General features: G+C 39.1%; 20 protein-coding genes. 16 read left to right on the top strand and 4 right to left on the bottom strand.

The genetic code is table 11. The features are described from left to right. Nucleotides 1–31 precede the first annotated feature (31 nt). Complete coding sequence (locus tag J678_RS07130) at nucleotides 32–1237, bottom strand: multidrug effflux MFS transporter (protein WP_017394363.1); 1206 nt, start codon at nucleotides 1235–1237, stop codon at nucleotides 32–34. An 82-nt stretch (nucleotides 1238–1319) separates the two neighbouring features. Next, nucleotides 1320–5153 carry a phosphoribosylformylglycinamidine synthase gene (gene purL / locus J678_RS07125; protein ID WP_017394364.1) on the bottom strand — a complete coding sequence of 1278 codons (3834 nt, stop codon included), beginning with the start codon at nucleotides 5151–5153 and terminating at the stop codon, nucleotides 1320–1322. A 309-nt stretch (nucleotides 5154–5462) separates the two neighbouring features. Between purL and J678_RS07120 the strand changes: the two genes are divergently transcribed. The 11 genes from J678_RS07120 to pal all read left to right on the top strand — a co-directional run bounded on the left by J678_RS07120 (nucleotide 5463) and on the right by pal (nucleotide 15789). Further along, nucleotides 5463–6803, top strand: coding sequence for a deoxyguanosinetriphosphate triphosphohydrolase (locus J678_RS07120; RefSeq protein WP_004885767.1), 1341 nt, complete (start codon nucleotides 5463–5465; stop codon nucleotides 6801–6803). Continuing rightward, nucleotides 6803–7471 (top strand): hypothetical protein, encoded by a 669-nt coding sequence (locus J678_RS07115; protein ID WP_017394365.1) that lies wholly within the window; start codon nucleotides 6803–6805, stop codon nucleotides 7469–7471. The genes J678_RS07120 and J678_RS07115 overlap by 1 nt, the downstream gene beginning before the upstream one ends. Nucleotides 7472–7479: 8 nt before the next feature. After that, nucleotides 7480–8079 carry a Holliday junction branch migration protein RuvA gene (ruvA, locus tag J678_RS07110; RefSeq protein WP_017394366.1) on the top strand — a complete coding sequence of 200 codons (600 nt, stop codon included), beginning with the start codon at nucleotides 7480–7482 and terminating at the stop codon, nucleotides 8077–8079. A gap of 8 nt (nucleotides 8080–8087) precedes the next feature. After that, nucleotides 8088–9092, top strand: a complete 1005-nt coding sequence (gene ruvB, locus J678_RS07105) for a Holliday junction branch migration DNA helicase RuvB (protein WP_002052424.1) — start codon at nucleotides 8088–8090, stop codon at nucleotides 9090–9092. A 204-nt stretch (nucleotides 9093–9296) separates the two neighbouring features. After that, the gene (locus tag J678_RS07100) at nucleotides 9297–10631 is read left to right on the top strand and encodes a M20 family metallopeptidase (RefSeq protein ID WP_017394367.1); all 1335 of its coding nucleotides are present in this window, start codon (nucleotides 9297–9299) and stop codon (nucleotides 10629–10631) included. Nucleotides 10632–10840: 209 nt separating this feature from the next. Next, nucleotides 10841–11248 (top strand): tol-pal system-associated acyl-CoA thioesterase, encoded by a 408-nt coding sequence (ybgC, locus tag J678_RS07095; RefSeq protein ID WP_002052673.1) that lies wholly within the window; start codon nucleotides 10841–10843, stop codon nucleotides 11246–11248. 24 nt (nucleotides 11249–11272) lie between these two features. Continuing rightward, nucleotides 11273–11971 carry a protein TolQ gene (gene tolQ, locus J678_RS07090; protein ID WP_002052880.1) on the top strand — a complete coding sequence of 233 codons (699 nt, stop codon included), beginning with the start codon at nucleotides 11273–11275 and terminating at the stop codon, nucleotides 11969–11971. Then, entirely contained in the window at nucleotides 11971–12423 is a 453-nt protein-coding gene (tolR, locus tag J678_RS07085; protein WP_002052868.1) for a protein TolR, read from the top strand. Before tolQ ends, tolR begins: the two co-directional genes overlap by 1 nt. A 3-nt stretch (nucleotides 12424–12426) precedes the next feature. Then, nucleotides 12427–13827 carry a cell envelope integrity protein TolA gene (gene tolA / locus J678_RS07080; protein ID WP_017394368.1) on the top strand — a complete coding sequence of 467 codons (1401 nt, stop codon included), beginning with the start codon at nucleotides 12427–12429 and terminating at the stop codon, nucleotides 13825–13827. Nucleotides 13828–13917: 90 nt separating this feature from the next. Further along, a complete protein-coding gene (gene tolB, locus J678_RS07075; protein ID WP_017394369.1) occupies nucleotides 13918–15198 on the top strand; it encodes a Tol-Pal system beta propeller repeat protein TolB in 1281 nt (426 codons plus the stop codon). A gap of 27 nt (nucleotides 15199–15225) precedes the next feature. Continuing rightward, the gene (pal, locus tag J678_RS07070; RefSeq protein ID WP_002052670.1) at nucleotides 15226–15789 is read left to right on the top strand and encodes a peptidoglycan-associated lipoprotein Pal; all 564 of its coding nucleotides are present in this window, start codon (nucleotides 15226–15228) and stop codon (nucleotides 15787–15789) included. Between the two features lie 55 nt (nucleotides 15790–15844). Here pal and J678_RS07065 read toward each other — a convergent pair whose 3' ends face one another. Then, nucleotides 15845–16033 (bottom strand): NF038105 family protein, encoded by a 189-nt coding sequence (locus J678_RS07065; protein WP_002052586.1) that lies wholly within the window; start codon nucleotides 16031–16033, stop codon nucleotides 15845–15847. A gap of 182 nt (nucleotides 16034–16215) precedes the next feature. Here J678_RS07065 and J678_RS07060 point away from each other — a divergent pair, with 182 nt between their 5' ends. The 5 genes from J678_RS07060 to J678_RS07040 all read left to right on the top strand — a co-directional run bounded on the left by J678_RS07060 (nucleotide 16216) and on the right by J678_RS07040 (nucleotide 19484). Then, nucleotides 16216–17187: a class 1 fructose-bisphosphatase gene (locus J678_RS07060; RefSeq protein ID WP_025466205.1), complete on the top strand. Its 972-nt coding sequence runs from the start codon at nucleotides 16216–16218 to the stop codon at nucleotides 17185–17187. 57 nt (nucleotides 17188–17244) lie between these two features. After that, entirely contained in the window at nucleotides 17245–18021 is a 777-nt protein-coding gene (locus J678_RS07055) for a TrmH family RNA methyltransferase (protein WP_017394371.1), read from the top strand. A 159-nt stretch (nucleotides 18022–18180) separates the two neighbouring features. Continuing rightward, entirely contained in the window at nucleotides 18181–18795 is a 615-nt protein-coding gene (locus J678_RS07050) for an RNA polymerase sigma factor (protein WP_004707480.1), read from the top strand. Continuing rightward, nucleotides 18785–19105, top strand: coding sequence for a hypothetical protein (locus J678_RS07045; protein ID WP_002052599.1), 321 nt, complete (start codon nucleotides 18785–18787; stop codon nucleotides 19103–19105). The genes J678_RS07050 and J678_RS07045 overlap by 11 nt, the downstream gene beginning before the upstream one ends. Continuing rightward, nucleotides 19095–19484 carry a DUF3106 domain-containing protein gene (locus tag J678_RS07040; RefSeq protein ID WP_002052406.1) on the top strand — a complete coding sequence of 130 codons (390 nt, stop codon included), beginning with the start codon at nucleotides 19095–19097 and terminating at the stop codon, nucleotides 19482–19484. Before J678_RS07045 ends, J678_RS07040 begins: the two co-directional genes overlap by 11 nt. 81 nt (nucleotides 19485–19565) lie before the next feature. Here the strand turns inward: J678_RS07040 and J678_RS07035 are convergent, their stop codons facing one another. Then, the gene (locus J678_RS07035) at nucleotides 19566–21995 is read right to left on the bottom strand and encodes a CSLREA domain-containing protein (protein ID WP_017394372.1); all 2430 of its coding nucleotides are present in this window, start codon (nucleotides 21993–21995) and stop codon (nucleotides 19566–19568) included. Nucleotides 21996–22002: the final 7 nt, after the last annotated feature.

Genomic DNA, 22002 nt, shown 5'->3' with positions numbered 1-22002 from the left:
ATTCAGTGAGCTATCATTATTCTGAATCATTTTAAGCATTCGATTTCTTTAAATATCTGTTCTCATATACTGTCATCATAAATGCTAAACCACATAAAATGACAAAACCGCAAGTCATTGGAATTAATGTGCCGTTATATAATTGCCCAATAATAGAGGCAAGAATAAGTGACAATACAGACGAAGCTGCACCAATAATAGCTGATGCCATACCAGCTACATGTCCCATAGGTTCCATTGCAATCGCATTTAAATTACCGAATAAAGTTCCAAATAATAAGAACAGAATGCAGGCATAAAGCATGAACATCCAAAATGCTACAGTCACACCTATAAGTTGAATCCCTAAGAAAATGACTGAAATTAAGCAAAGACCGAGAAATCCATAAATACAGATTGGACGCATACCAAATTTCATGACAATTTTAGAATTGGTAAATGAAGCAATGCCCATTACACCAGCAAGCACAGCAAAATAAGCACTAAATTCTTGCCCAGTTTTACCAAACTGCTGCATAAAAATTTGCTGAGAAGTTCCTAAGTAACCAATAAATCCACCAAAACAAAAGCCCGCACATAACAAATAGCTCATGGTGGTTTTATTACTCACTACTTCTTTAAAGCCCTCTTGAAATGCTTGTAAACGCATAGGTAAACGGTTTTCAAGAAGTAGTGTCTCTTCTAATCGTAGAGCGACCCATGCCCCAACGACTAGTGCATACGCCATGTATAAAACAAAAATATCACGCCAACCAAAGAAATGAATAATAAGCTGCCCCAGACTTGGTGCAATCGCAGGTGCAACCATAAAGACCATCATGATTAAAGACATGATACGGGCCATTTGAGCACCGCTGTATTTATCTCTAACAATTGAAATAGAAGCAACATAAGGCCCAGAAACCCCAATACCTTGAATGAAGCGTCCTACTAAAAACCATTCAAAACTTTGTGTGGTAAAGCACAATAAACTTCCCAAAAAGTAAATGATGATACCGGTAAATAAAATGCGCTTACGGCCGATTGCATCGGATAGCGGTCCCGCTATAAGCTGACCTATTGTCATACCGGAAAAAATACCAATGATGACCCACTGTGTCTGATTATTATTTTTTAATTCAAAAACTCGTCCAATCTCACCTAAGGCAGGTAAAACTGCATCTATCGAAAAAGAAACAATAGACATGAGTAATGCCATCAGAAGTGCAAACTCACGGAAATGAATTTTTGACGTCATTTTTCTTCTCTACTATTTATTTTATTCACATTGTACTACATACAAATAAGCCACCTGACGGTGGCTTATCTCAATTTTTATATTAACCAATAAACTTACGTGCATTACGGAACATACGTAACCATGCACCGTCTTCAGTCCACTCTTCTGGACTCCAAGAGTGTTGAATTGCACGGAAGGTACGCTCTGGGTGCGGCATCATAATCGTTGCACGACCGTCTTTAGATGTTACACCAGTAATCGCTTCCGGCGAACCGTTCGGGTTCAATGGATAATGTTGAGTCGGGTTACCGTGACTATCAACATAACGCAATGCAACTTGGTTCGCAGCATTCAAGCTTGCTATGTTAGCTTCACTCGCAACTGCACGGCCTTCACCATGTGCTACAGCAATCGGTAAAATCGAACCTTCCATACCATCTAGTAATACAGAAACAGATTTTTCAACACGAACGTTTACGCTACGAGCTTCAAAAACTTCTGACATATTGCGGTGGAAACGTGGCCAGTGTTCAGCACCCGGAATAAGCGGTGCTAATTGTGACAACATTTGGCAACCATTACAGATACCTAAGCTAAACGTACCTTCACGGTGGAAGAATTGTTCAAACTGATCACGTAATTTTGCATTAAACAGAACTGATTTTGCCCAGCCACCGCCAGCACCCATTACGTCACCGTAAGAGAAACCACCACAAGTTACCAAGCCTTCGAAATCACTTAGGCTTACACGACCAGCAAGTAAATCACTCATGTGCACGTCAACGGTATTGAAACCAACCTTGTCAAAGGCTGCCGCCATCTCAATATGACCATTTACGCCTTGCTCACGCAAGATTGCCATATTCGGACGACGTGTGTTAATGAACGGTGCTTCAATAGGTTCATTCAAGTCAAATGTTGGTTTAGCAATTAAGCCTTGATGTGATTTATCTGCAATTAAAGCAAATTCTTGGTCAGCAGTTTCTACGTTATCACGTAAACGTTGGATCTGATGAGATACTTCAGACCAAGCTTGTTGTAACTCTGCACGCTCTAAAGTTAAGCCATTTACAGATAATTGATCGGTGTTATTTACACGACCAACTACAGCAATTGCATCTTTTAAGCTAGAAGCAGCAACTTCTGCTTGTAAAGCTTCCCAATCAGCTGCTTTGATTTGAACTACTGCACCAATTTCTTCTGCAAATAAGCCCGCATTAGTTTGGTTCTCTAATGCTACACCTAAACGTGAAGCAAACATCATTTCAGCTACAGTTGCAAGTAAACCACCATCACCGATGTCGTGGTAAGCTTGAATCAAGCCACGGTTATTCCAGTCTTGAATTAAAGCAAAGAACGCTTTGAAATCATCAAAACTATCAACATCTGGAGTGACTGAACCAATTGCTTTATATACTTGCGCAAGAATCGAACCACCTAAACGGAACTGACCTTTAGATAAATCAATACGTACAAGTACTGAATCTTCTAAATTCTTAAGTTCAGGCGTTAAAGTCTTACGAACATCAGCTACTGGAGCAAATGCAGTAATTACACCAGTCATTGGAGATGTTACAGCTTTATCTTCGCCGTTTTCATTCCAAGTGGTACGCATTGAAAGTGAGTCTTTACCTACAGGAATCGCAATTCCTAAAGCTGGACACATTTCCATACCAATCGCTTTCACACCTTCAAACAATGCTTGGTCTTCACCTTTTTGACCAGCAGCAGCCATCCAGTTTGCTGAAAGTTTGATATCGCTAATTTGTTCAATATTTGCACATGCAATATTGGTAATTGCTTCAGCAACAGCCAAGCGAGCAGACGCTGCTGGATTTAACAATGCAACTGGTGGACGTTCACCCATTGCCATTGCTTCACCAGTGAAGCCTTGTAGGCTTGTAGTCGTTACTGCTGCATCTGCAACAGGAATCTGCCAACGACCAACCATTTGGTCACGTGCAACCATACCTGTAATTGAACGGTCACCAATAGTAATTAAGAATGACTTAGACGCAACTGTAGGATTTTTCAATACACGGAAAATGGCATCTTTCAAATCAACTTTTGAAGCGTCAAATTCGTTACCTTTACGTTCAATTGTTTCATAAGAACGTTGCATACGCGGTGTACCACCAAGCATCACTTGCATTGGGATATCAACTGCGTTGTTTTGGAACAATGGATCTTCAACAGTTAAGTGACGAGCTTCAGTTGCTTCACCTAACACGGCAAACGGACAACGTTCACGAGCACAGATTGATTCGAACTGTTCTAAAGACTCTGGACGAATTGCAAGAACATAACGCTCTTGTGCTTCATTTGACCAGATTTCCATTGGGCTCATGCCCGGCTCTAATGAAGGAATCTTACGAAGGTTAAGAACTGCACCTAACTCGTGGTCGTTTACAAGCTCAGGCATTGCATTTGATAAACCACCTGCACCTACGTCATGAATAGATACGATTGGGTTGAAGTCTTCTAAACGCCAGCATGTATCAATCACTTCTTGACAACGGCGTTCCATTTCTGGGTTTTCACGTTGTACAGATGCGAAATCAAGGCTTTCACCCATTGTGCCGCTATCTACAGAAGAGGCTGCACCACCACCAAGACCGATTAACATCGCAGGACCACCCAATACAATGAGCAGGTCACCCGGTTGAATCGCATCTTTTTCTACATGGTCAGGACGAATGTTACCGTAACCACCAGCGATCATGATTGGCTTATGAAAGCCCTTCACTTCACCATTTACATTTTGTTCGAAAGTACGGAAATAACCATTTAATGCAGGACGGCCAAATTCATTGTTAAATGCCGCGCCACCTAATGGACCTTCAATCATAATTTGTAATGGCGATGCCATACGTGAAGGTTTACCGTAGTTTTCTTCCCAAGGTTGTTCAAAACCAGGAATATTTAAGTTAGAAACTGTAAAGCCTGTTAAACCTGCTTTCGGTTTACCACCACGACCAGTTGCACCTTCATCACGGATTTCACCGCCTGAACCTGTTGCTGCACCAGCAAATGGAGAAATTGCTGTTGGGTGGTTGTGCGTTTCAACCTTCATTAAAATATGAGCAGCTTGGCTCTTATATTTGTAAACAAAATGACCGTTTTCATCTGCTTTCGGATAAAAACGCATCGTGTCATAACCAACAATTACAGAAGCGTTATCTTTATATGCTGATAACACGTCAGTTGGAGATTCTTTATAGGTGTTTTTAATCATTTGGAACAATGATAATGGTTGTTTTTCACCATCAATTGTCCATTCAGAACCAAAGATTTTATGACGACAATGTTCAGAGTTTGCTTGTGCAAACATCATTAACTCGATGTCATTTGGGTTACGACCAAGTCGAGTAAATGCTTCTGTTAAATAATCAATTTCTTGTTCAGATAAAGCAAAACCAAATTCGTTGTTGGCTTTTACTAATGCTTCTTTACCTTGACCTAAAATATCAATTGAATTTAAAGGTTTTGGTGCTGTTTCTGAAAATAGTGCTTTTGCATCTTCAATTTGTGCAAAAACAGTTTCAGTCATACGGTCATGAAGTACTTGTTTTACTTCATTAGAAATTTCAGAAACACCTTTTAACGTAAATAAAAGACCACGTTCTAAACGGTGAACTGGTGTATTACAGTTCTTGAAGATATCAGTTGCTTTAGAAGACCAAGGTGAAATAGTACCCACACGTGGTGTCACTAAAATCTGAATCTCATCACTTGCAGGTTGACGAAGTTCAAAAGACTCACCGTCATTTAATAATTGCAAAGCAGATTGATGTTGCTGCTCGTTGAGCGCTTGATCAAACAAATAGACCCATTGGCTGTCAAAAGATTGAACAGAACTAATTGACGATAAACGTGTTAATAGTTGAGCTTTCTTAAAAGAAGAATGTGCTGCTGCACCGGCCACGATAAACATGTTGATTTTGGCTCCACGGGCAGGTCTTGTGAACCTTACCGCAATGTGACTTTAGAGAGAGCGCATATTCTACTGTGTCTTGCTAAAATCAGCTAGATGTAGAATCAGTATTCTGTAACCTAATTCTGCAAGAAGTGACGTGTTTTTTGTTCAAAATCATTTTTTTAATCATTCTCACTCAAAATAAATTGTTTCATGTTTATTCAATAACATAATAAAACCTGAACTAAGACAAACTATGTCGCACCACGCTAGTGCTTTTAAGTTTTTTTTGGCATGATCAGGCTTTATAGTTTTGAATAATGATAAATGGAACAAATGCGTTGGTTAGAACTGCTTTCTGCAGTTCGTTTAGGCAGTAAAAAAAGCAGTACAGAGTTGGCTCGTAGCCCATTTCATAAAGATTATGACCGCATTATATTCTCGCAAAGTTTTCGTCAGTTAAACCGTAAAACTCAAGTTCACCCTCTAGCACAGCATGACGGTATCCATACCCGTTTAACTCACTCCCTTGAGGTTTCCTGTATTGGCCGTTCCATGGGCATGCTGGCAGCCGAAAAAATAAAAGATGAATTGCCCGTTTGGATTTCTCCTGCCGATGTCGGTGCAATCATTCAAGCAGCCTGCCTTGCTCATGATATTGGCAACCCACCCTTCGGTCATGCCGGCGAGTATGCGATTCGTGAATGGTTTGACGATGCCTCACATAATGATTTTCTAAAAAAATTGACGCCCGAAGAAGAAGCCGATGTTCGTCAGTTTGAAGGCAATGCTCAAGGTTTACGTTTATTAACCCGTATTGACTACCACCCAGATGATGGAGGTATGCGTTTAACTTACGCGACCTTAGGCGCTTATTTAAAATATCCTTGGCTTTCAAAAACAATTGCTTCCCAAGGCGATCGTCCCTCTCACCAACGGGCGAAGTTTGGTTGTTATCAATCTGAAAAAGAAATTTTAAAGCAAATTGCTGAACAGCTTGGTCTCATTCAATTAGGTGAATATCACTACTGCCGCCATCCACTTACCTATTTGTTAGAAGCTGCTGATGATATTTGCTATGCCCTCATCGACTTAGAAGATGGCATTATTCTAAATATGCTGAGTTACCAAGAGGTTGAGCCGATTTTTCTCAACTTAATTGCAGATTATGGTCAACCTGAAGAGCTATCACTTCCAAGCAGCACATGGCAACAAAAAATCTCGGCATTACGTGGCCGTGTTATGAAACGTTTGGTTGATGAAGTCACAACAGCTTTTGCCAAGCATCAGTATGAAATTATTACGGGTCAGCTTCAAGGTAGCCTTTTACAATACTGCTCACCTGATATTGCTAAAGGAATTGAAACAGCCAAAAATCTGGCACGTGAAAAAATATTTGAACATCCACAAAAGTCTGGTTTAGAAATTATTGCTCATCAAAGTTTGCAAACTATTCTTGATGCATTTGTACCATTAACTATGCCGCATAAATCTTTAAGCTTTAAAGAGCAACGTTTAATGTCTATTCTTCATTTATACGGTGCTCGCTTTAGCAACAACCACTACAACAATATCATGCAGGTACTCGATATTATTAGTAAGTTTTCAGATCATCAGGCTTATAGCTTGGCGCAAGAGCTACAAGGTAATAAAATAGGTTTGTTTTAATGATAAGTCGACATGTAGATAGAGGGCTTTATCCATCATCTTTTATGTATTCAGATCAGTGGGTCAAATGTCCTAAATGTTCTCATCTGAGTATCTTGAAATATGACAGTCCTTTGTCACTAGTAAATGCGCCTTATCACGGAACTTTTTCTTTTAGTTGTCTAAATTGTTGTTATCAAATTAAAGCTGAAGATAGTTCAATATCGAGTCGTCACAATGGCCATTTTTACGCCACAACTTATCAGCGTTGTCACAGTTGTGGGGGGTCATGGCTCAAAGCAAATCAAAAGCTGAATAATTCCGGAGCATATCCTCCGTATATTCAAGCTAAATGTCATTTATGCCAAAATTTTTCAAAATTTGAAAAATATAATGTAGATTTTGTTTTAGACCAAAAATTTGGTTATACAAATTATGGACTTGAACTTTATTTGAAAACTTCAAGTAGGCATGGAGATATATACGTTTATAACCCTACACATTTAAAAGAATTAAAAATGTTTGTTGAAGCTAATCTAAGAGAACGAACGAAACAGACTGGTAATAGCAGTTACTTTTCGCGTCTACCTGCATGGATAAAATCCACACGAAATCGAAAGGAAATTTTAAAAGCCATTTTGCGTTTAGAACAAATGGCATCTACTATTCAACCATTAACAAATAAGTGAAAGATTCAATGATCGGATGTTTAATTGGCGAAGTGTTTGCCCTAGAAGCCCCAACTGTCTTACTGAATGTAAATGGTGTGGGCTATGAAATTGATACGCCACTTTCAACATTTTGCCAATTACAAAAAGGCCAGAAAGTTACGCTATGGACGCATTTGGTCGTCCGCGAAGATGCTCAGCAGCTTTATGGTTTTAGTGATGCTCAAGAGAAAACAATTTTCCGCACCTTATTAAAAGTAAATGGTGTTGGCCCGAAAATGGCATTAGGTATTCTCTCTACTTTAAGTGTTGAATTGCTAGTACACACAATTGAACATGACGATGTAAACACTTTGGTTAAAGTTCCGGGTGTAGGTAAAAAAACGGCTGAACGTTTAATGATTGAACTACGTGACCGTTTCAAAACCTTGGCTCAAGGCACTTCAACTTTGGCTACCATGCCTCAAATTCAATTTGCTGCAAACTCTCCTGTTGCTGAAGCAGAAGCAGCATTACAGTCTTTAGGTTATAAACCACTTGAAGCACAAAAAGCTGTAGCTGCGGTTAAAGCCGATTACACTGAATCAGCCGATATTATTCGTGCTGCTCTTAAATCAATGATGAAGTAAATACATTTATGCAAGACCGTCTAATCAGTGGAACAGAAAAACCTGAAGATCATTTTGATCGGGCTATTCGACCGACTTCACTTGCCGATTATATTGGACAGCCAGTTGTACGCGAGCAAATGGAAATTTTCATCGGTGCGGCTCGTGGTCGTGGTGAAGCACTCGATCACACACTGATTTTCGGTCCACCTGGCTTAGGAAAAACCACGCTTGCCAATATTATTGCGCGTGAAATGGGTGGCAATCTCAAATCCACTTCAGGACCTGTTTTAGAGCGTGCGGGTGATTTGGCTGCAATGCTCACCAACCTTGAAGAAGGCGATGTTCTATTTATTGATGAAATTCACCGTCTTTCTCCAGTGATTGAAGAAATTCTGTATCCGGCAATGGAAGATTACCAACTCGATATCATGATTGGTGAAGGCCCTGCTGCTCGTTCAATTAAACTAGATTTACCACCTTTTACGCTCGTTGCTGCCACCACACGTGCCGGCTTACTCACCTCACCTCTACGCGACCGTTTTGGTATTGTGCAGCGTCTTGAGTTTTACTCTGTAGAAGACCTAACTCATATCGTGTCACGTTCTGCAAATCTCATGGATGTACCAATTACAGTTGAAGGTGCAGAAGAAGTAGCTCGTCGCTCACGCGGTACTCCGCGTATTGCCAACCGTTTATTACGACGTGTTCGAGACTATGCACAAGTAAAAGGTACGGGTGAAGTGACTCATGAAATGGCACAACGTGCGCTTGATATGCTCAATGTTGATAAAGCTGGTCTAGATACCCTAGACCGTCGTTATTTGAGCATGTTACTCGAGCGTTTTGATGGCGGTCCTGCTGGAGTTGAAGCGCTTGCAGCTGCCATGGCTGAAGACAGCGGCACACTTGAAGATGTCATTGAACCTTATTTAATTCAACAAGGTTATGTCATGCGTACCGCACGAGGTCGTATAGCAACCAACCAATCTTATTTACAGTTTGGAATGACGCCCCCTGAGCCTAAAAACTAATCAAAGGAAGAGAATTTTCTCTTCCTTTTTTAATTTAACTATTCTTTTTAACTCAAATAATAACTGTCTTATCAATAAGTTAATTACTCTATACCTTTTAAGTCTTTATTTATACCTTATTGATTTTTTAATATTTTTAAAAACTGAATTATAAGAAATCTAGATATTAAATCTTATGAACAATAATATTTTTAGGATAAGGACATGTACAAAAAAGCCGCTTTACTTCTGCCATTCGCCTTAATGAGTCAACTGAGCCTAGCAGATTGGATCAAAGATGCTGCACAACAAAATGAAAATCAGGTCATTCAGTTAAGACAACATATTCATCAAAATCCTGAACTTGGCAATATGGAATTTAAAACATCTGCACTTGTTCAAAAAGAATTAAAGTCTTATGGCATTCAAGTCAAAACGGGTTATGCCAAAACAGGGGTTGTAGGTATTTTAAAAGGAAATAAACCCGGCCCTATTATTGCGCTTAGAGCCGATATGGATGCACTACCTATGGAAGAAAAAAGTGGTGTGCCATTTGCAAGTAAACAAAAAGCAATTTACCAAGGTAAAGAAACCTATGTAATGCATGCTTGTGGACATGATGCGCACACTGCAATGTTATTAGGGGCTGCAAAAATTCTGGCTGCCAATAAAGATAAAATATCAGGTACCGTTGTCTTTGTTTTTCAACCCGCTGAAGAAGGTGGAGCAGATATAGACAATTTCACGCAAGGTGATCAAATCGGATCAAGAAAAATGATCGCAGATGGAGCATTTAGAGACTATAAACCTGAAGCCATTTTTGGCATACATGTCATATCTGGTATGCAAAGTGGACATCTTTATTATAAAGACGGTGCTATTTTAAATAGTGCAGATCATTTACGTATCCAAGTCAACGGCAAGCAAGTACATGGCTCTACCCCTTGGTTAGGTAGAGATCCAATTTATGCATCGGCACAAATGATTAATAATTTACAAAGCCTTATTAGCCGAAGGACTGATCTCACCAAAGGTATGGGTGTAGTGAGCATTGGTAATATTCAGGGTGGCACAGCAGGAAATATAATTCCTGAACAAGTTAATATGGTGGGGACTATTCGTTCTAATAACGAACAGATACGGGCGAATATCTTAAAAAGTTTACCAGCCATGATAGAGCATAATGCTCAAGCCAATGATGTGACTGCCAAAGTTGAAATTGCGCCCTATGCTCCCGTAACAATGAATGACAAAGCACTGACTCAACTTATTCAACCCACATTACTCAAGGTTGTTGGAGACTCAAAACTTCATGTTTTGGATCATAATGCAAGCGCAAGTGAAGATTTTGCCTATTATGGCAAATTAATGCCCTCATTTTTTATTTTCTTGGGTGCAACACCAGAAAATCATGATTTAACTCAAGCTGCACCAAATCATAGTCCCTATTTTATTGTAGATGATAAGGCCTTAAAAACAGGAACTGAGCTGCATATAAGATTTGTATTAGATTATCCCAATATAGCTAAACAAGTTCAGGCTGCGTGGAAACAGTCTTAACTTAACAATATGCTTGCATAGAGGGTACCGTTTTAGACAACAAAGACAGCCATCGCAATTGAAAGGTTGTGCCATAGGACTTAGTATGCAATCTGCTAAACTGCCCCGTATTTAAAAGCAGATGTATGACTTGAGATAGAACTGATGTTTTATTCAGCAGTCATATTTTAAATATAAAGCTCTATAGTGAACTAAAACGGAATACTCTCATGGCGAATCATTTTGAATTCAACATTCGTGTTTATATCGAAGATACGGACGCAGGTGGTATTGTTTACCATGCCAACCACATTCGCTATATGGAACGTACCCGTACAGAATGGCTCCGCGCTGCTGGTGTTGACCATTACTGGCGTCAAAAAGATTACAACTTTGTTGTTCATAAAATTGATGTGAAATACATGCGTCCTATTTTAATGGATGACTTAATTACTGTTACAGCACGTGTAGTTTCATGTAAAGCTGCGTCATTTGTGTTGCAACAAAATATTTATCGTGGTGAAATCTTGCTTGCTTCTGGCGAGGTTGAATTGGCATGTTTAAGTAAAGAAATGATGCCACGTCGCCTTCCTGAAGAAATACGTGATCTTATTCGTAAAGAATTGGAACAAGACTAAAAAAAGCAACCGGCATATGTAACTATGGCAACAAACATTGAATCAACCCTGCATATTTCTGACCTTATCTTACAAGCAAGTCCAGTCGTCCAATTGGTCATGCTAATTTTATTGTTAGCATCAATCTTTAGTTGGTACTTAATTGCCAAGTTACATATGGGTTATAAAAAAGCACGTCAAGGTGATGAACATTTCCAAAAAATGTTCTGGTCTGGTGCTGAACTTAATACGCTCTATAACAACGCACAACTCAATTCAAAACGCTCAGGCCTTGAGGATATCTTTTATCAAGGACTGAGTGAGTTTTTCAAACTTAAAAAGCGTAACGCGTCTACCTCTCAAACGATCGAAGGCACCGAGCGTATTTTACGTGTAGGTTTAAGTCGTGATCAGGGTACTCTTGAATATGGCCTAGGCACTCTAGCAAGTATCGGTTCTGTTGCTCCATATATCGGTTTATTCGGTACAGTTTGGGGAATCATGAATGCCTTTATCGGTTTGGCTGCCGTTGATCAAGTGACTTTAGCAACAGTTGCGCCGGGTATTGCTGAAGCGCTTATTGCAACTGCTATTGGTTTATTTGCTGCAATTCCTGCGGTATTAGCTTTTAACCACTTTACGGCTAAAGGTGAAAGCGTCTACTCTGACCGCGCACTATTTGCCGAAGAAATGATTGCTTTATTGCAACGTCAATCTGTGGGTTCATCACAGGAAGATGCATAATGGCTATTCAACGTTCAGGGCGCTTTGAGCGCATAAAAAAACCATTAAAAAGTGACATGAACGTCGTGCCTTATATCGATGTAATGCTTGTGCTTTTAGTCATTTTCATGGTGACTGCTCCCATGATTACTAGCGGTATTAAAGTTGATTTACCGCAGGCAAATAATCGTCCAATTGAATCCAAAGATATGCCAGCCATGGTAACCATTGGTAAAGACGGCAATATTTATCTTCAATATCAAGACTACAAAGATAACGAACCACTTTCTCGTGAAAAACTTGAATCTGTTTTAAGTGAAGCACAAAAGCAAGCTGAACAAGAAAACAAACAGCTTACAGTTTTAGTGAATGGTGATAAATCTCGTCCTTATGGCGAAGTCGTATCATTGATGGCAAGTTTACAAGAAGCAGGTTTAACGCAAGTTGGCCTTCTGACAGAGCCTTTAAAATAAGCTATGAACAAAAATCAAAAGCCTCCGTTTAAACAAAATGCAATTGCATTGGGCTTCACACTTGGAGTTCATGCAATTGCTATTGTCGGCTTGCTTTTTTTAGGCTTGAGTAAACCACCTGAACAGCCAAAAAAGCTGACGACTATTTTAGTTAAGCCAGAAGATTTACCACCGCCTTTAGCAAAAGAAGTTGAGCAACAAACCACAGCAGAAAATCAGGCTGAAGAAGTTTTAAGTCCGATTGTGGATGAAAATGTTCCTCAAAATATTCCAGCAGTACCAGTGCCACCTCCTCCACCAACAGCACAACATCTGGTTGCCCAAAAGCAAAAAGCTGAGCAAGCAAAATTAGCTGAGGAAAAACGTAAAGCTGAAGAAGCGGCTAAAGCGAAGCAAGCTGCGGAACAACAACGTTTAGAGGAAGCTCAAAAACAGCAGGCTGAAGCTAAGCGTCAAGCTGAAGCGAAAGCTGCAAAAGTTGAAGCTGAACAAAAGCGTAAAGCTGAAACTGAAGCAAAAACTAAACATGAACAAAGTGAAGCTCGCAAAGCTGCTGAGGAAGCCAAACGTAAAGCTGAGGCTGACGCAAAACTAAAACGTGAAGCAGAAAATGCAAAACTTCAGGCACAGCAAGAAGCAAAACGTAAGGCTGAAGCTGAGGCAAAAGCTAAACATGAAGCCCGAAAAGCTGCGGAAGATGCTAAACGTAAAGCAGCTGAAGAGGCGAAAGTTAAACAGCAGAAAGTAGCTGAGGAAGCCAAGCGTAAAGCTGAAGCTGATGCGAAAGCCCAAAAGCAGAAAGCGGCTGAAGAGGCTAAGCATAAAGCTGAAGCTGATGCGAAGGCCCAAAAGCAGAAAGCGGCTGAAGAGGCTAAGCGTAAAGCTGAGGCTGATGCAAAAGCCAAACAGCAAAAAGCGGCTGAAGAGGCTAAGCATAAAGCTGAAGCTGACGCGAAGGCTAAAAAGCAGAAAGCGGCTGAAGAGGCTAAGCGTAAAGCTGAAGCTGATGCGAAAGCGAAACAGCAAAAAGCGGCTGAAGAGGCTAAGCGTAAAGCTGAGGCTGAGGCAGAAGAAAAAGCTGCATCTGCCAAAAAAGCACAGGAAGAAGCTGCACAGAAAAAGGGTGAAGCCAAAAAAATTGCATCTTCAGCGAAGCGTGATTTTGAACAGAAAATTCGAAATGCTTGGGATATCCCAGCAGGAACATCGGGTCAGAAAGCAACTGCGCGTGTCACTCTCAGCGATAGTGGAGCTGTATTATCAGTTATTGTTAGCTCTAGCAACCCAGATGTTAAAGCGAGTGTTGAAGCTGCGATTCGTTCTGCTGCACCTTACCCAATGCCATCCGATCCTGATGCTCGACGTGAAGCAAGGTCATTCAGTTCAACATTTACTGCAAAATAAGTATATTGTTACATGCTTTAAATAGTTTAAGGCATGTAACTATGTTACAAAATCCACAGTCACAAAAATGCCTTCAATGACTTTAAACCTATGAAAATGACCCGCAAACACCTTCTAGCCTTAACGTTGCTTACAGCATTAAGTCCTCTTGCACCGACAGCTGCCTTTGCTCAATTACATTTAGAAATTGCAAAAGCACCTGATCAGGCGCCAAAAATCGCTATTGTTCCATTTAATAATGACAATGGTCTCTACCCTATTGTTGAGACTGACTTAAACCGTTCAGGCCGCTTTACAAGTTCATCAAAAAATTTACCTGCAAATGCTGCAATTAATCAGATTCAAGCATCTGATTGGCAAGCTGCTGGTATTCCATATGTTGTTACTGGACAAATTAAGCAAACGGCTGATGGGTTTGAAGTTCATTACCAGCTTTATGATGTACAAAAACAGCAATACCTTTTGAATGAATTGCTAAATGTCCCTGCTTCACGTGTGCGCCAAGCAGGACATATGGTAAGTGACGCTATTTATCAAGCATTGACTGGTATTGCAGGTGATTTTAGTGGTCGTATTGCCTATGTACTACGTAATCCCGCAACCCCAGCGGAACGTTACACCTTACAAATTGCTGATACAGATGGTGAACAACCAAAAACTGTTCTCTCTTCACGCGACCCGATTTTGTCTCCGGCATGGACTCCGGACGCTAAAAAAATTGCTTATGTTTCTTTTGAAACTAAACGCCCAGCAATTTACTTACAAGATCTCTCTACAGGAACACGTGAAGTACTGACTAGCTTTAAAGGCTTAAATGGTGCACCGAGCTTTTCACCAGATGGTAAATCAATGCTATTTACAGCATCAATGAACGGTAACCCTGAAATTTATCAAATGGATTTATCAACTCGCCAAGTCAAACGTATGACAAATGACTCAGGCATTGATACAGAAGCACGTTATACACCAGATGGAAAAGCTTTTATTTTCACATCTGACCGTGGAGGCTCTCCTCAAATTTATCGCTATGATTTTGGAGATGGCTCAGTAAAACGTTTAACATTTAAAGGGTCGTTTAATGCTCGTGGCACTTTAAGTGCAGATGGTAAAAAAATTGCACTGGTGCATCGACCAAGTGGCAGTAACTATAAAGTTGCTATCCAAGATATTAATACAGGCATTGTCAATATTCTTACCCCAACCAGTTTAGATGAATCACCAAGTTTCTCACCAAATGGGCAAATGGTGGTTTACGCAACTCGTGAAGGAAACCGTGGTTTACTGTCTATCATGTCCACTGATGGTCGTTTCCGTATGAATTTACCGAGTGAGCAAGGTGAAGTACGTGAACCAGCCTGGGCACCTAAATAACTTTTTCTTCCATTGATGGAGATGATGATGAAATCAATCAAATATTTGGCTTTTCCTCTACTTAGTGTAGCGCTTGTCATGACAGGTTGTGCGAGCCGTAAACCAGCAACGACTGCAAATGCTGGTACTACAAACCCAAGCACCGTAAACACAACAGGTTTAAGTGAAGATGCTGCATTAAATGCCCAAAATTTGGCAGGTGCTTCATCAAAAGGTGTAACTGAGGCAAATAAAGCTGCTTTAGCTAAACGTGTTGTTCACTTTGATTACGACAGTAGTGATTTATCTGCTGAAGACTATCAAACTCTTCAAGCTCATGCTCAATTCCTCATGGCCAATGCAAACTCAAAAGTTGCATTAACTGGTCATACAGATGAACGCGGTACGCGTGAATACAACATGGCTTTAGGTGAGCGTCGTGCAAAAGCCGTTCAAAGTTACCTTATTACAAGTGGTGTAAATCCACAGCAACTTGAAGCGGTAAGTTATGGTAAAGAAGCGCCAGTTAATCCAGGACATGACGAATCAGCATGGAAAGAAAACCGCCGTGTTGAAATTAACTATGAAGCGGTTCCTCCCCTATTAAAATAAAACATCTAAAAAAATAAACGCCCAAATATGGGCGTTTATTTTTTGCATTCTTAATTTAAGAAGATTTATTTTCCTCTTCTTCTGAATGTTGCATTGACTCAATCAAATCGTGCTTATTAAAAGCTTTATATTCAGGTTTTGCTTCATAATCTTTCCAAGCCTCCTGAACACTTTCTTTCGAAATTTCTTCTAAATTGATTGGTTCCCCTGCCGTTGGGGTCGCATCAAACTTCTTAGTTGTCATTTCGATTCTCCTAAATATACATTCCTTTGCTATGCAAACAACATACCACGTAAAATGGGGCTTGTAAGCATAAATGCAACACAAATAAAGTAAGATAATTTTTATTTTCCGGCATTCTCATCTAGAATATGCCACGTATTTATTTGACTCATTTTGATGCTTGCGCACAGGAGCGTTTTTTTATGTCCAACCTCACATTGTCCCAATTTTTACAACAAGAAAAAGGGAACCTTACACCTGAGTTGGCCCAAGTTATCGACACGATTGCGACGACTTGTAAAACCATTGACCAAGCCCTACAAAAAGGTGCATTGGCTGGAATTTTAGGTAGTGCAGGTAATGAAAATGTTCAAGGTGAAACACAGAAAAAACTTGATGTGATTTCTAATGACTATTTAATTGATGCTTTAAAAGTTCATCCTCACGTAGGTGGTCTTGCGTCTGAAGAACTTGATGATTTTACACCTGCGCAAGAAAACGGCGAATACTTGGTACTATTCGACCCATTAGATGGTTCAAGTAATATTGATATCAACATGTGTGTAGGAACAATCTTCTCGATTCTTCCTGCAAAAAATGCAGTTACACAAGCGCAAGATTTCATGCAAGCAGGTACTCAACAAGTCGCTGCTGGTTATGTGTTATATGGCCCATCAACAATGATGGCTTTAACAGTTGGAAATGGTGTAGCTTTCTTTACTTTAGATCCAGAAACACAAACATTCTTACTTACTACAGAGAATGTTCAAGTATCAGCAGATACTCAAGAGTTTGCAATTAACGCATCTAACCAGCGTCATTGGGAACAACCAGTGAAGCAATATATTGAAGAGTTACTTGCAGGTAAAACATCTGTACGTGAAAAAGATTTCAATATGCGTTGGGTAGCATGTATGGTGGGTGATATTCACCGTATTTTATGCCGTGGTGGTATCTTCCTTTATCCATATGACTTAAAAGATCCGAAAAAAGCTGGTCGTTTACGTCTAATGTATGAAGCTAACCCAATGAGTATGCTCATTGAACAAGCAGGTGGTTCATCAACTACAGGCCGTGTTCGTATTTTAGATATTGAACCAACAGAGCTTCACCAACGTGTTCCGGTAATTATCGGTTCTAAAAACGAAGTTGAACGCGTAACAAGCTATCATTAATAATTAAATTATAGAGGGCGTCATATAGTATGATGACGCCCTTTTGGATATATCCCTATGGCGGTTATTTTTTTAGAATCAAAAGACAATGCAAAAATTAAACATTTGCGTGGTTTAATTGAACTCAATAGCGCCCGAAAAAAGCATCAACAAACGGTTCTTGAAGGTACTCACCTTTGCCTAGCTTGGTTACAACAACAGAAAAAACTCTTTTCTTTGTTTACAACTGAACAAGCATTGGAACACAGCGATTTAAAGAAAATAATTGAGCTCCATCAGGGCCATGTCTTTATTATCAGTGAAGTTTTATATAAAGATTTAAGTACCTTAGGTAATACCCTTCCTTGCTTAGCTATTATTGATTTGCCTAAAACTGCATCAACGATTGACTATAACGTAGACACTCTAATTCTCGAAAATGTACAAGACCCAGGTAACGTAGGTACATTATTACGGTCTGCAGCAGCAGCGAATATTAAACAAATTATTTGTACACAAGGCTCTGCCTCACTTTGGTCTCCACGCGTTTTAAGAGCAGGTATGGGGGCACATTTTAGCCTGTCTTGCTTTGAAAACTTTCAATTGACAGATATTCTTCCTAAATTCGATATTCCTGTTTTCGTTACAAGCTCTCATCGCTCGACTAGTCTTTATTCAAAAGATCTTTCAAAACCATGTGTTTGGATTTTAGGCAACGAAGGACAAGGCGCAAGTGATTACGCTTTAGAGCATGCACAATCAGTAACGATACCGCAACCAGGTGGTCAAGAGTCGTTAAATGTAGCAATTGCAGGATCAATTTGCTTTTTTGAAATGGTTCGCCAACGCCAATAAAACGTTAATTTATTTTACATCGCTCATATTTGTGAAAAAAATCATTTACACTACTAAAAAATAGCCGATTGTTGTCAACCTCCCACCTCTTTTCAACGTTATATAAGAGATATATTGAAGATAAGGTGGGTACGTCCAATGACAGGATTTTCCATCTCCATGGATTTAGCACCGAAAAAGTCTCGATCGGAAGCATCTAGTGTTCATGCCAGCACGGCTGAACAACGCCTAAAGGTTTTTATGCAAGATGTTACTGGACGTGCTTTAGTGATGATGGAAAGTGCTACCCAAGGTCAACAAGGCATTGCCATGGACTTGGTTCAAGAAGCATTTATTGCTTTACACAAGTCTTATTCTGATCGAAGTACTGAAGAATGGTATCCGCTGTTTTATACCATTCTAAACAACAAACTTCAGGATTGGCGCCGCAAAGAAGCTCGTCGAGCAAATCCATTTTCATTCTTCAAAAAAGTTAGTCTAGACAATGATGATGAAGAAATCATTGATATTGTCGATGAAAAAGCAATCAATCCAGCAGATTTTCTAGATCAAGCAGTGACCATAGAAGAAATTCAGGAAGCGATTGCAAAACTACCTGTTCGTCAACAACAGGCTTTCATGTTACGTGCTTGGGAAGGTTTCGATACCCACACCACAGCGCAAATTATGAACTGTACTGAAGGTAGTGTAAAAACCCATTATCATCGAGCAATTCAGGGACTTAGAGAGTACTTAGCGCATTTAAATCCCATGGGAGGTTCTAATGAATCATGATGATTTCACTAAAAAGGTGACGTCTAAACTCGATAGTTTGGCCCATCACCATAAAAATAAAACAGTGGTGATGAATCATGTGCTTGACCATATCCAGCAAAAACCAGCCTCTTTTTATAGTGTCTGGAAAATGACTGGTTTTGCACTTGCAGCAGCAATTACTGGTTTTGTTATTTTGCCTAATTCGGTAGATATGATGGATAAGCCACAAAATCAAGTGGTTGTAAATCCTAAATTATCACCACAAATGGTGGAAGATTTAGAAATGCTGATGGTGTTGGGTGAGGATAAAGTTCAACATGGTAGCTAAAAAGTTAGCACTTATCCTTTGTTCATTAAGTTTCCTGCAAACCAGTTTTGCGGGTTTTGAACGTTTCTGGATTTTTTCTAAAGATGCCAATACTCAAGTAGATGATACTTGGAATGCTTTGTCTGAAGAAGAACAACGAGCAGTAATTAAACGCTATCAAAGCTTGAAAGAATTACCAGCAAACCAAAGTGCTAATCTGCAACAACGTATGGATTGGTTCAACCAACTTCCAGACGCAGAAAAACAGAAAATGCGTGAAGCTTGGCAAAAAATGAGTACACAAGAACGTAATGATTTACGTCAACGCATGCTCAAAGCAAGTGCTGATGAAAGAACCGCTATACGTGAAGAATATATCAACAAATATTTAGAGCACTAAAAACTGTTTTTTTAATAATGTGCCATTCAAAAATTTAACAAGAAATAAAAAAGCCTCCTATGGAGGCTTTTTTATTTATGCTTATTTACGGTAACGTCTATAGGCAATTAAACTTAGTAAGGAAGCAAGAGAGAAAATTCCAATACTTCCTCCACCTCCACTTCGAGAATCATCTGTTGTAGTTGCTGTACTTACTAAATTAATCGTTCCTGCTTTAGCTGAAATAGTTCCATCTGCATCATAAACATAGTAAGTCAATGTATCATTGAAGGTGTTAAATACGTTACTCGCTTGAATATAGATGTTACCACCATAGCAAGTATTACCGCTATCATCTTTAGGACATGGCCCTTCTCGATCTGCTTTGACTACCTTGAAAATACCATCCTTTGAAGTTTTACTTGGTATATAAATCGGTAACTCTACACCCTGATCATTCACCCAAAATTTAGGTTTATTTGGCTTTGTCTTAAGTGTACTTGTAGGACCGTCCCCATCATCATTCGCATACTGTAATAAATTCAAAGGAATGACTTCATTTGCTAAATATTTAAAAGTTACAGTTCCATCACTAGCAACTGGTGGGATATTATCAAATCGGGCTTCTAATAACCCAGATGATTGAGTGGTGCCATCTTTACTGCTAATAGTATATTTACAATAGTTATAATCGCCTGCTTGGGTAATAATATCATCTGAACGATAGAATATAATTTGCTGTAAAGCATCATTCCATTCACAAAAAAGTCCATCATCCTTTTTAATGTTTGTAACTTTATCGTCGATCAATCCTGTACCGACAGTTTCAAGATTAATATTATAATCAGATGTATTAAAGAACTTTAATAAGTGACTACTATCTTCATTTGGTAAAGGTAAACCATTTGCCTTTAAGTCGATATAAATTGCTCGATATTTTGCATTTGCTTTAGTTTGATCAAGAAGGTTCTTGTAATTTGCTGAATCGATTTTTAATACATTTAATAAATATGCATAATCTGGATTCAAGATATTCTTCTGAACCGTATCATATTGAGATTGATATTTTGCAAGCAGATCTGTAAGTGACGTATTACCTAAACCTTTTATATCTCCAGCGGTCAGTTTCATTAGTTCAATCGAACCAATATCACAGCTATTACGACCATTTGGTTGATAATATAATTTACTATCGGCAAGGCGTGAAAGTCCGCGCTGGTCGATAGAAGTACATGAGTCTTTACCCTCTGGGTCTACATCTACTAGATTCTTACCACCTATATTATTTTTAGGATAATAAATTGGTAAAAAACCAGTCTCTGGCCCAGCTGAATGTAAAGGTTCTAATAATGAGTCAAAAGACTGGCCTGCTATATCAACAGTTCGATGTGTAGACGTAAGAGCTTCCGTTGGTAGATCACATTTTCCAGCATCATTCGACAAATTTAATGCGTTAAAAGACAGTATGAAACCAGCATTTTTTAAATCAGTGGCTGGCCCTATAAAATAATGACAGGCATAGGTTCCCGGGTTATAACCGATTAAATTAAATCTTAATTCTTTACTTCCTAATGTGTCATATAAAAATGTGGTATAAGCATTATTTTCAACAATAGTATTATTTTTTAAGGTTAAACTACTGTTAGCACTAAGTATGGTTGAAGGATTAGGAGTACCGTTAGGAGTAGCATCACCAGTAAATTTCAAAATGCTACCATTTACTGTATTTGCAATATTTTTAGCTATTGTATTAATTGTAAAGGTTGCTTTCGGCTCTCCGCAAAACTCAAAAGTATTATTAGAACTATTTGAACCATTACTCATAATACTAGAAGAGGTAAATGTTACTTCCCGTTTTGTATAGGCTGTGCCATTCCAACAACTCATTGAAAGTACACTTCCAGATGTTGCATTATTACCTTGAATCAAAGAGTGAGTTGCAGATAAATTAACATTATCGCCACCGAGGAAAATAGCACCACCTTTAGATGCTTGTGAGTTCAAGATTTGACTATTTAATAAGGTAACATTACCACCTGCATAAATAGCACCACCAAAGTCTTGTGCTGAACCATTTTCCAAAATAATATTTTGAAGAAATAAAGGTTGTTTATTTACTGCTGTATTAAAGATACGTGACTTACCAGCAGCATTAATTCTCGTCTGTAACGGTTGTAATGCTGGATAATCATTGGTTAAAACACTTTTTTCTGCCCAATTTTTATCTTGATCTTTTTCACCATATCCATAAATCGCAATATCTGCATTTGGAACCAATTCTTTGTTTAATGTATAAGTTCCTGCTTTTAATTGGATTACCTGACTTTTAGAGGTGTTATAGACTGTACATCCATAATCAGATCTTCGTGTTTCAGCAACTTTTATCGCTTCCCTTAACGAACATGCATTAGGGTTTTCACCATCTTCATCTGCAAAAGTTGTTACTTCGATTCTTTGATTTGCTGTATCAGCAAAAAGTGGCATAGCCGCTAGCACAGCTAATGCTAATACTGCTTTTTTATAGTTTTTCATAGTCCTC

The sequence above is a fragment of the Acinetobacter sp. 1424608 genome, assembly GCF_000588255.1.
GTDB classification, from domain to species: domain Bacteria; phylum Pseudomonadota; class Gammaproteobacteria; order Pseudomonadales; family Moraxellaceae; genus Acinetobacter; species Acinetobacter nosocomialis.
Note: the sequence above shows the minus strand (reverse complement) of the source record. Positions and strands in the feature narration are given on the sequence as shown.

Coding starts and splice junctions, on each gene's coding strand:
- J678_RS07130 (WP_017394363.1), bottom strand. CDS start 1,237: ATGACGTCAAAAATTCATTTCCGTGAGTTTGCACTTCTGATGGCATTA.
- ruvB (WP_002052424.1), top strand. CDS start 8,088: ATGCAAGACCGTCTAATCAGTGGAACAGAAAAACCTGAAGATCATTTT.
- J678_RS07050 (WP_004707480.1), top strand. CDS start 18,181: ATGGATTTAGCACCGAAAAAGTCTCGATCGGAAGCATCTAGTGTTCAT.
- J678_RS07065 (WP_002052586.1), bottom strand. CDS start 16,033: ATGACAACTAAGAAGTTTGATGCGACCCCAACGGCAGGGGAACCAATC.
- tolQ (WP_002052880.1), top strand. CDS start 11,273: ATGGCAACAAACATTGAATCAACCCTGCATATTTCTGACCTTATCTTA.
- J678_RS07055 (WP_017394371.1), top strand. CDS start 17,245: ATGGCGGTTATTTTTTTAGAATCAAAAGACAATGCAAAAATTAAACAT.
- J678_RS07040 (WP_002052406.1), top strand. CDS start 19,095: ATGGTAGCTAAAAAGTTAGCACTTATCCTTTGTTCATTAAGTTTCCTG.
- J678_RS07120 (WP_004885767.1), top strand. CDS start 5,463: ATGGAACAAATGCGTTGGTTAGAACTGCTTTCTGCAGTTCGTTTAGGC.
- ruvA (WP_017394366.1), top strand. CDS start 7,480: ATGATCGGATGTTTAATTGGCGAAGTGTTTGCCCTAGAAGCCCCAACT.
- pal (WP_002052670.1), top strand. CDS start 15,226: ATGAAATCAATCAAATATTTGGCTTTTCCTCTACTTAGTGTAGCGCTT.
- ybgC (WP_002052673.1), top strand. CDS start 10,841: ATGGCGAATCATTTTGAATTCAACATTCGTGTTTATATCGAAGATACG.
- J678_RS07060 (WP_025466205.1), top strand. CDS start 16,216: ATGTCCAACCTCACATTGTCCCAATTTTTACAACAAGAAAAAGGGAAC.
- purL (WP_017394364.1), bottom strand. CDS start 5,153: ATGTTTATCGTGGCCGGTGCAGCAGCACATTCTTCTTTTAAGAAAGCT.
- tolR (WP_002052868.1), top strand. CDS start 11,971: ATGGCTATTCAACGTTCAGGGCGCTTTGAGCGCATAAAAAAACCATTA.
- tolA (WP_017394368.1), top strand. CDS start 12,427: ATGAACAAAAATCAAAAGCCTCCGTTTAAACAAAATGCAATTGCATTG.
- J678_RS07115 (WP_017394365.1), top strand. CDS start 6,803: ATGATAAGTCGACATGTAGATAGAGGGCTTTATCCATCATCTTTTATG.
- tolB (WP_017394369.1), top strand. CDS start 13,918: ATGAAAATGACCCGCAAACACCTTCTAGCCTTAACGTTGCTTACAGCA.
- J678_RS07045 (WP_002052599.1), top strand. CDS start 18,785: ATGAATCATGATGATTTCACTAAAAAGGTGACGTCTAAACTCGATAGT.
- J678_RS07035 (WP_017394372.1), bottom strand. CDS start 21,995: ATGAAAAACTATAAAAAAGCAGTATTAGCATTAGCTGTGCTAGCGGCT.
- J678_RS07100 (WP_017394367.1), top strand. CDS start 9,297: ATGTACAAAAAAGCCGCTTTACTTCTGCCATTCGCCTTAATGAGTCAA.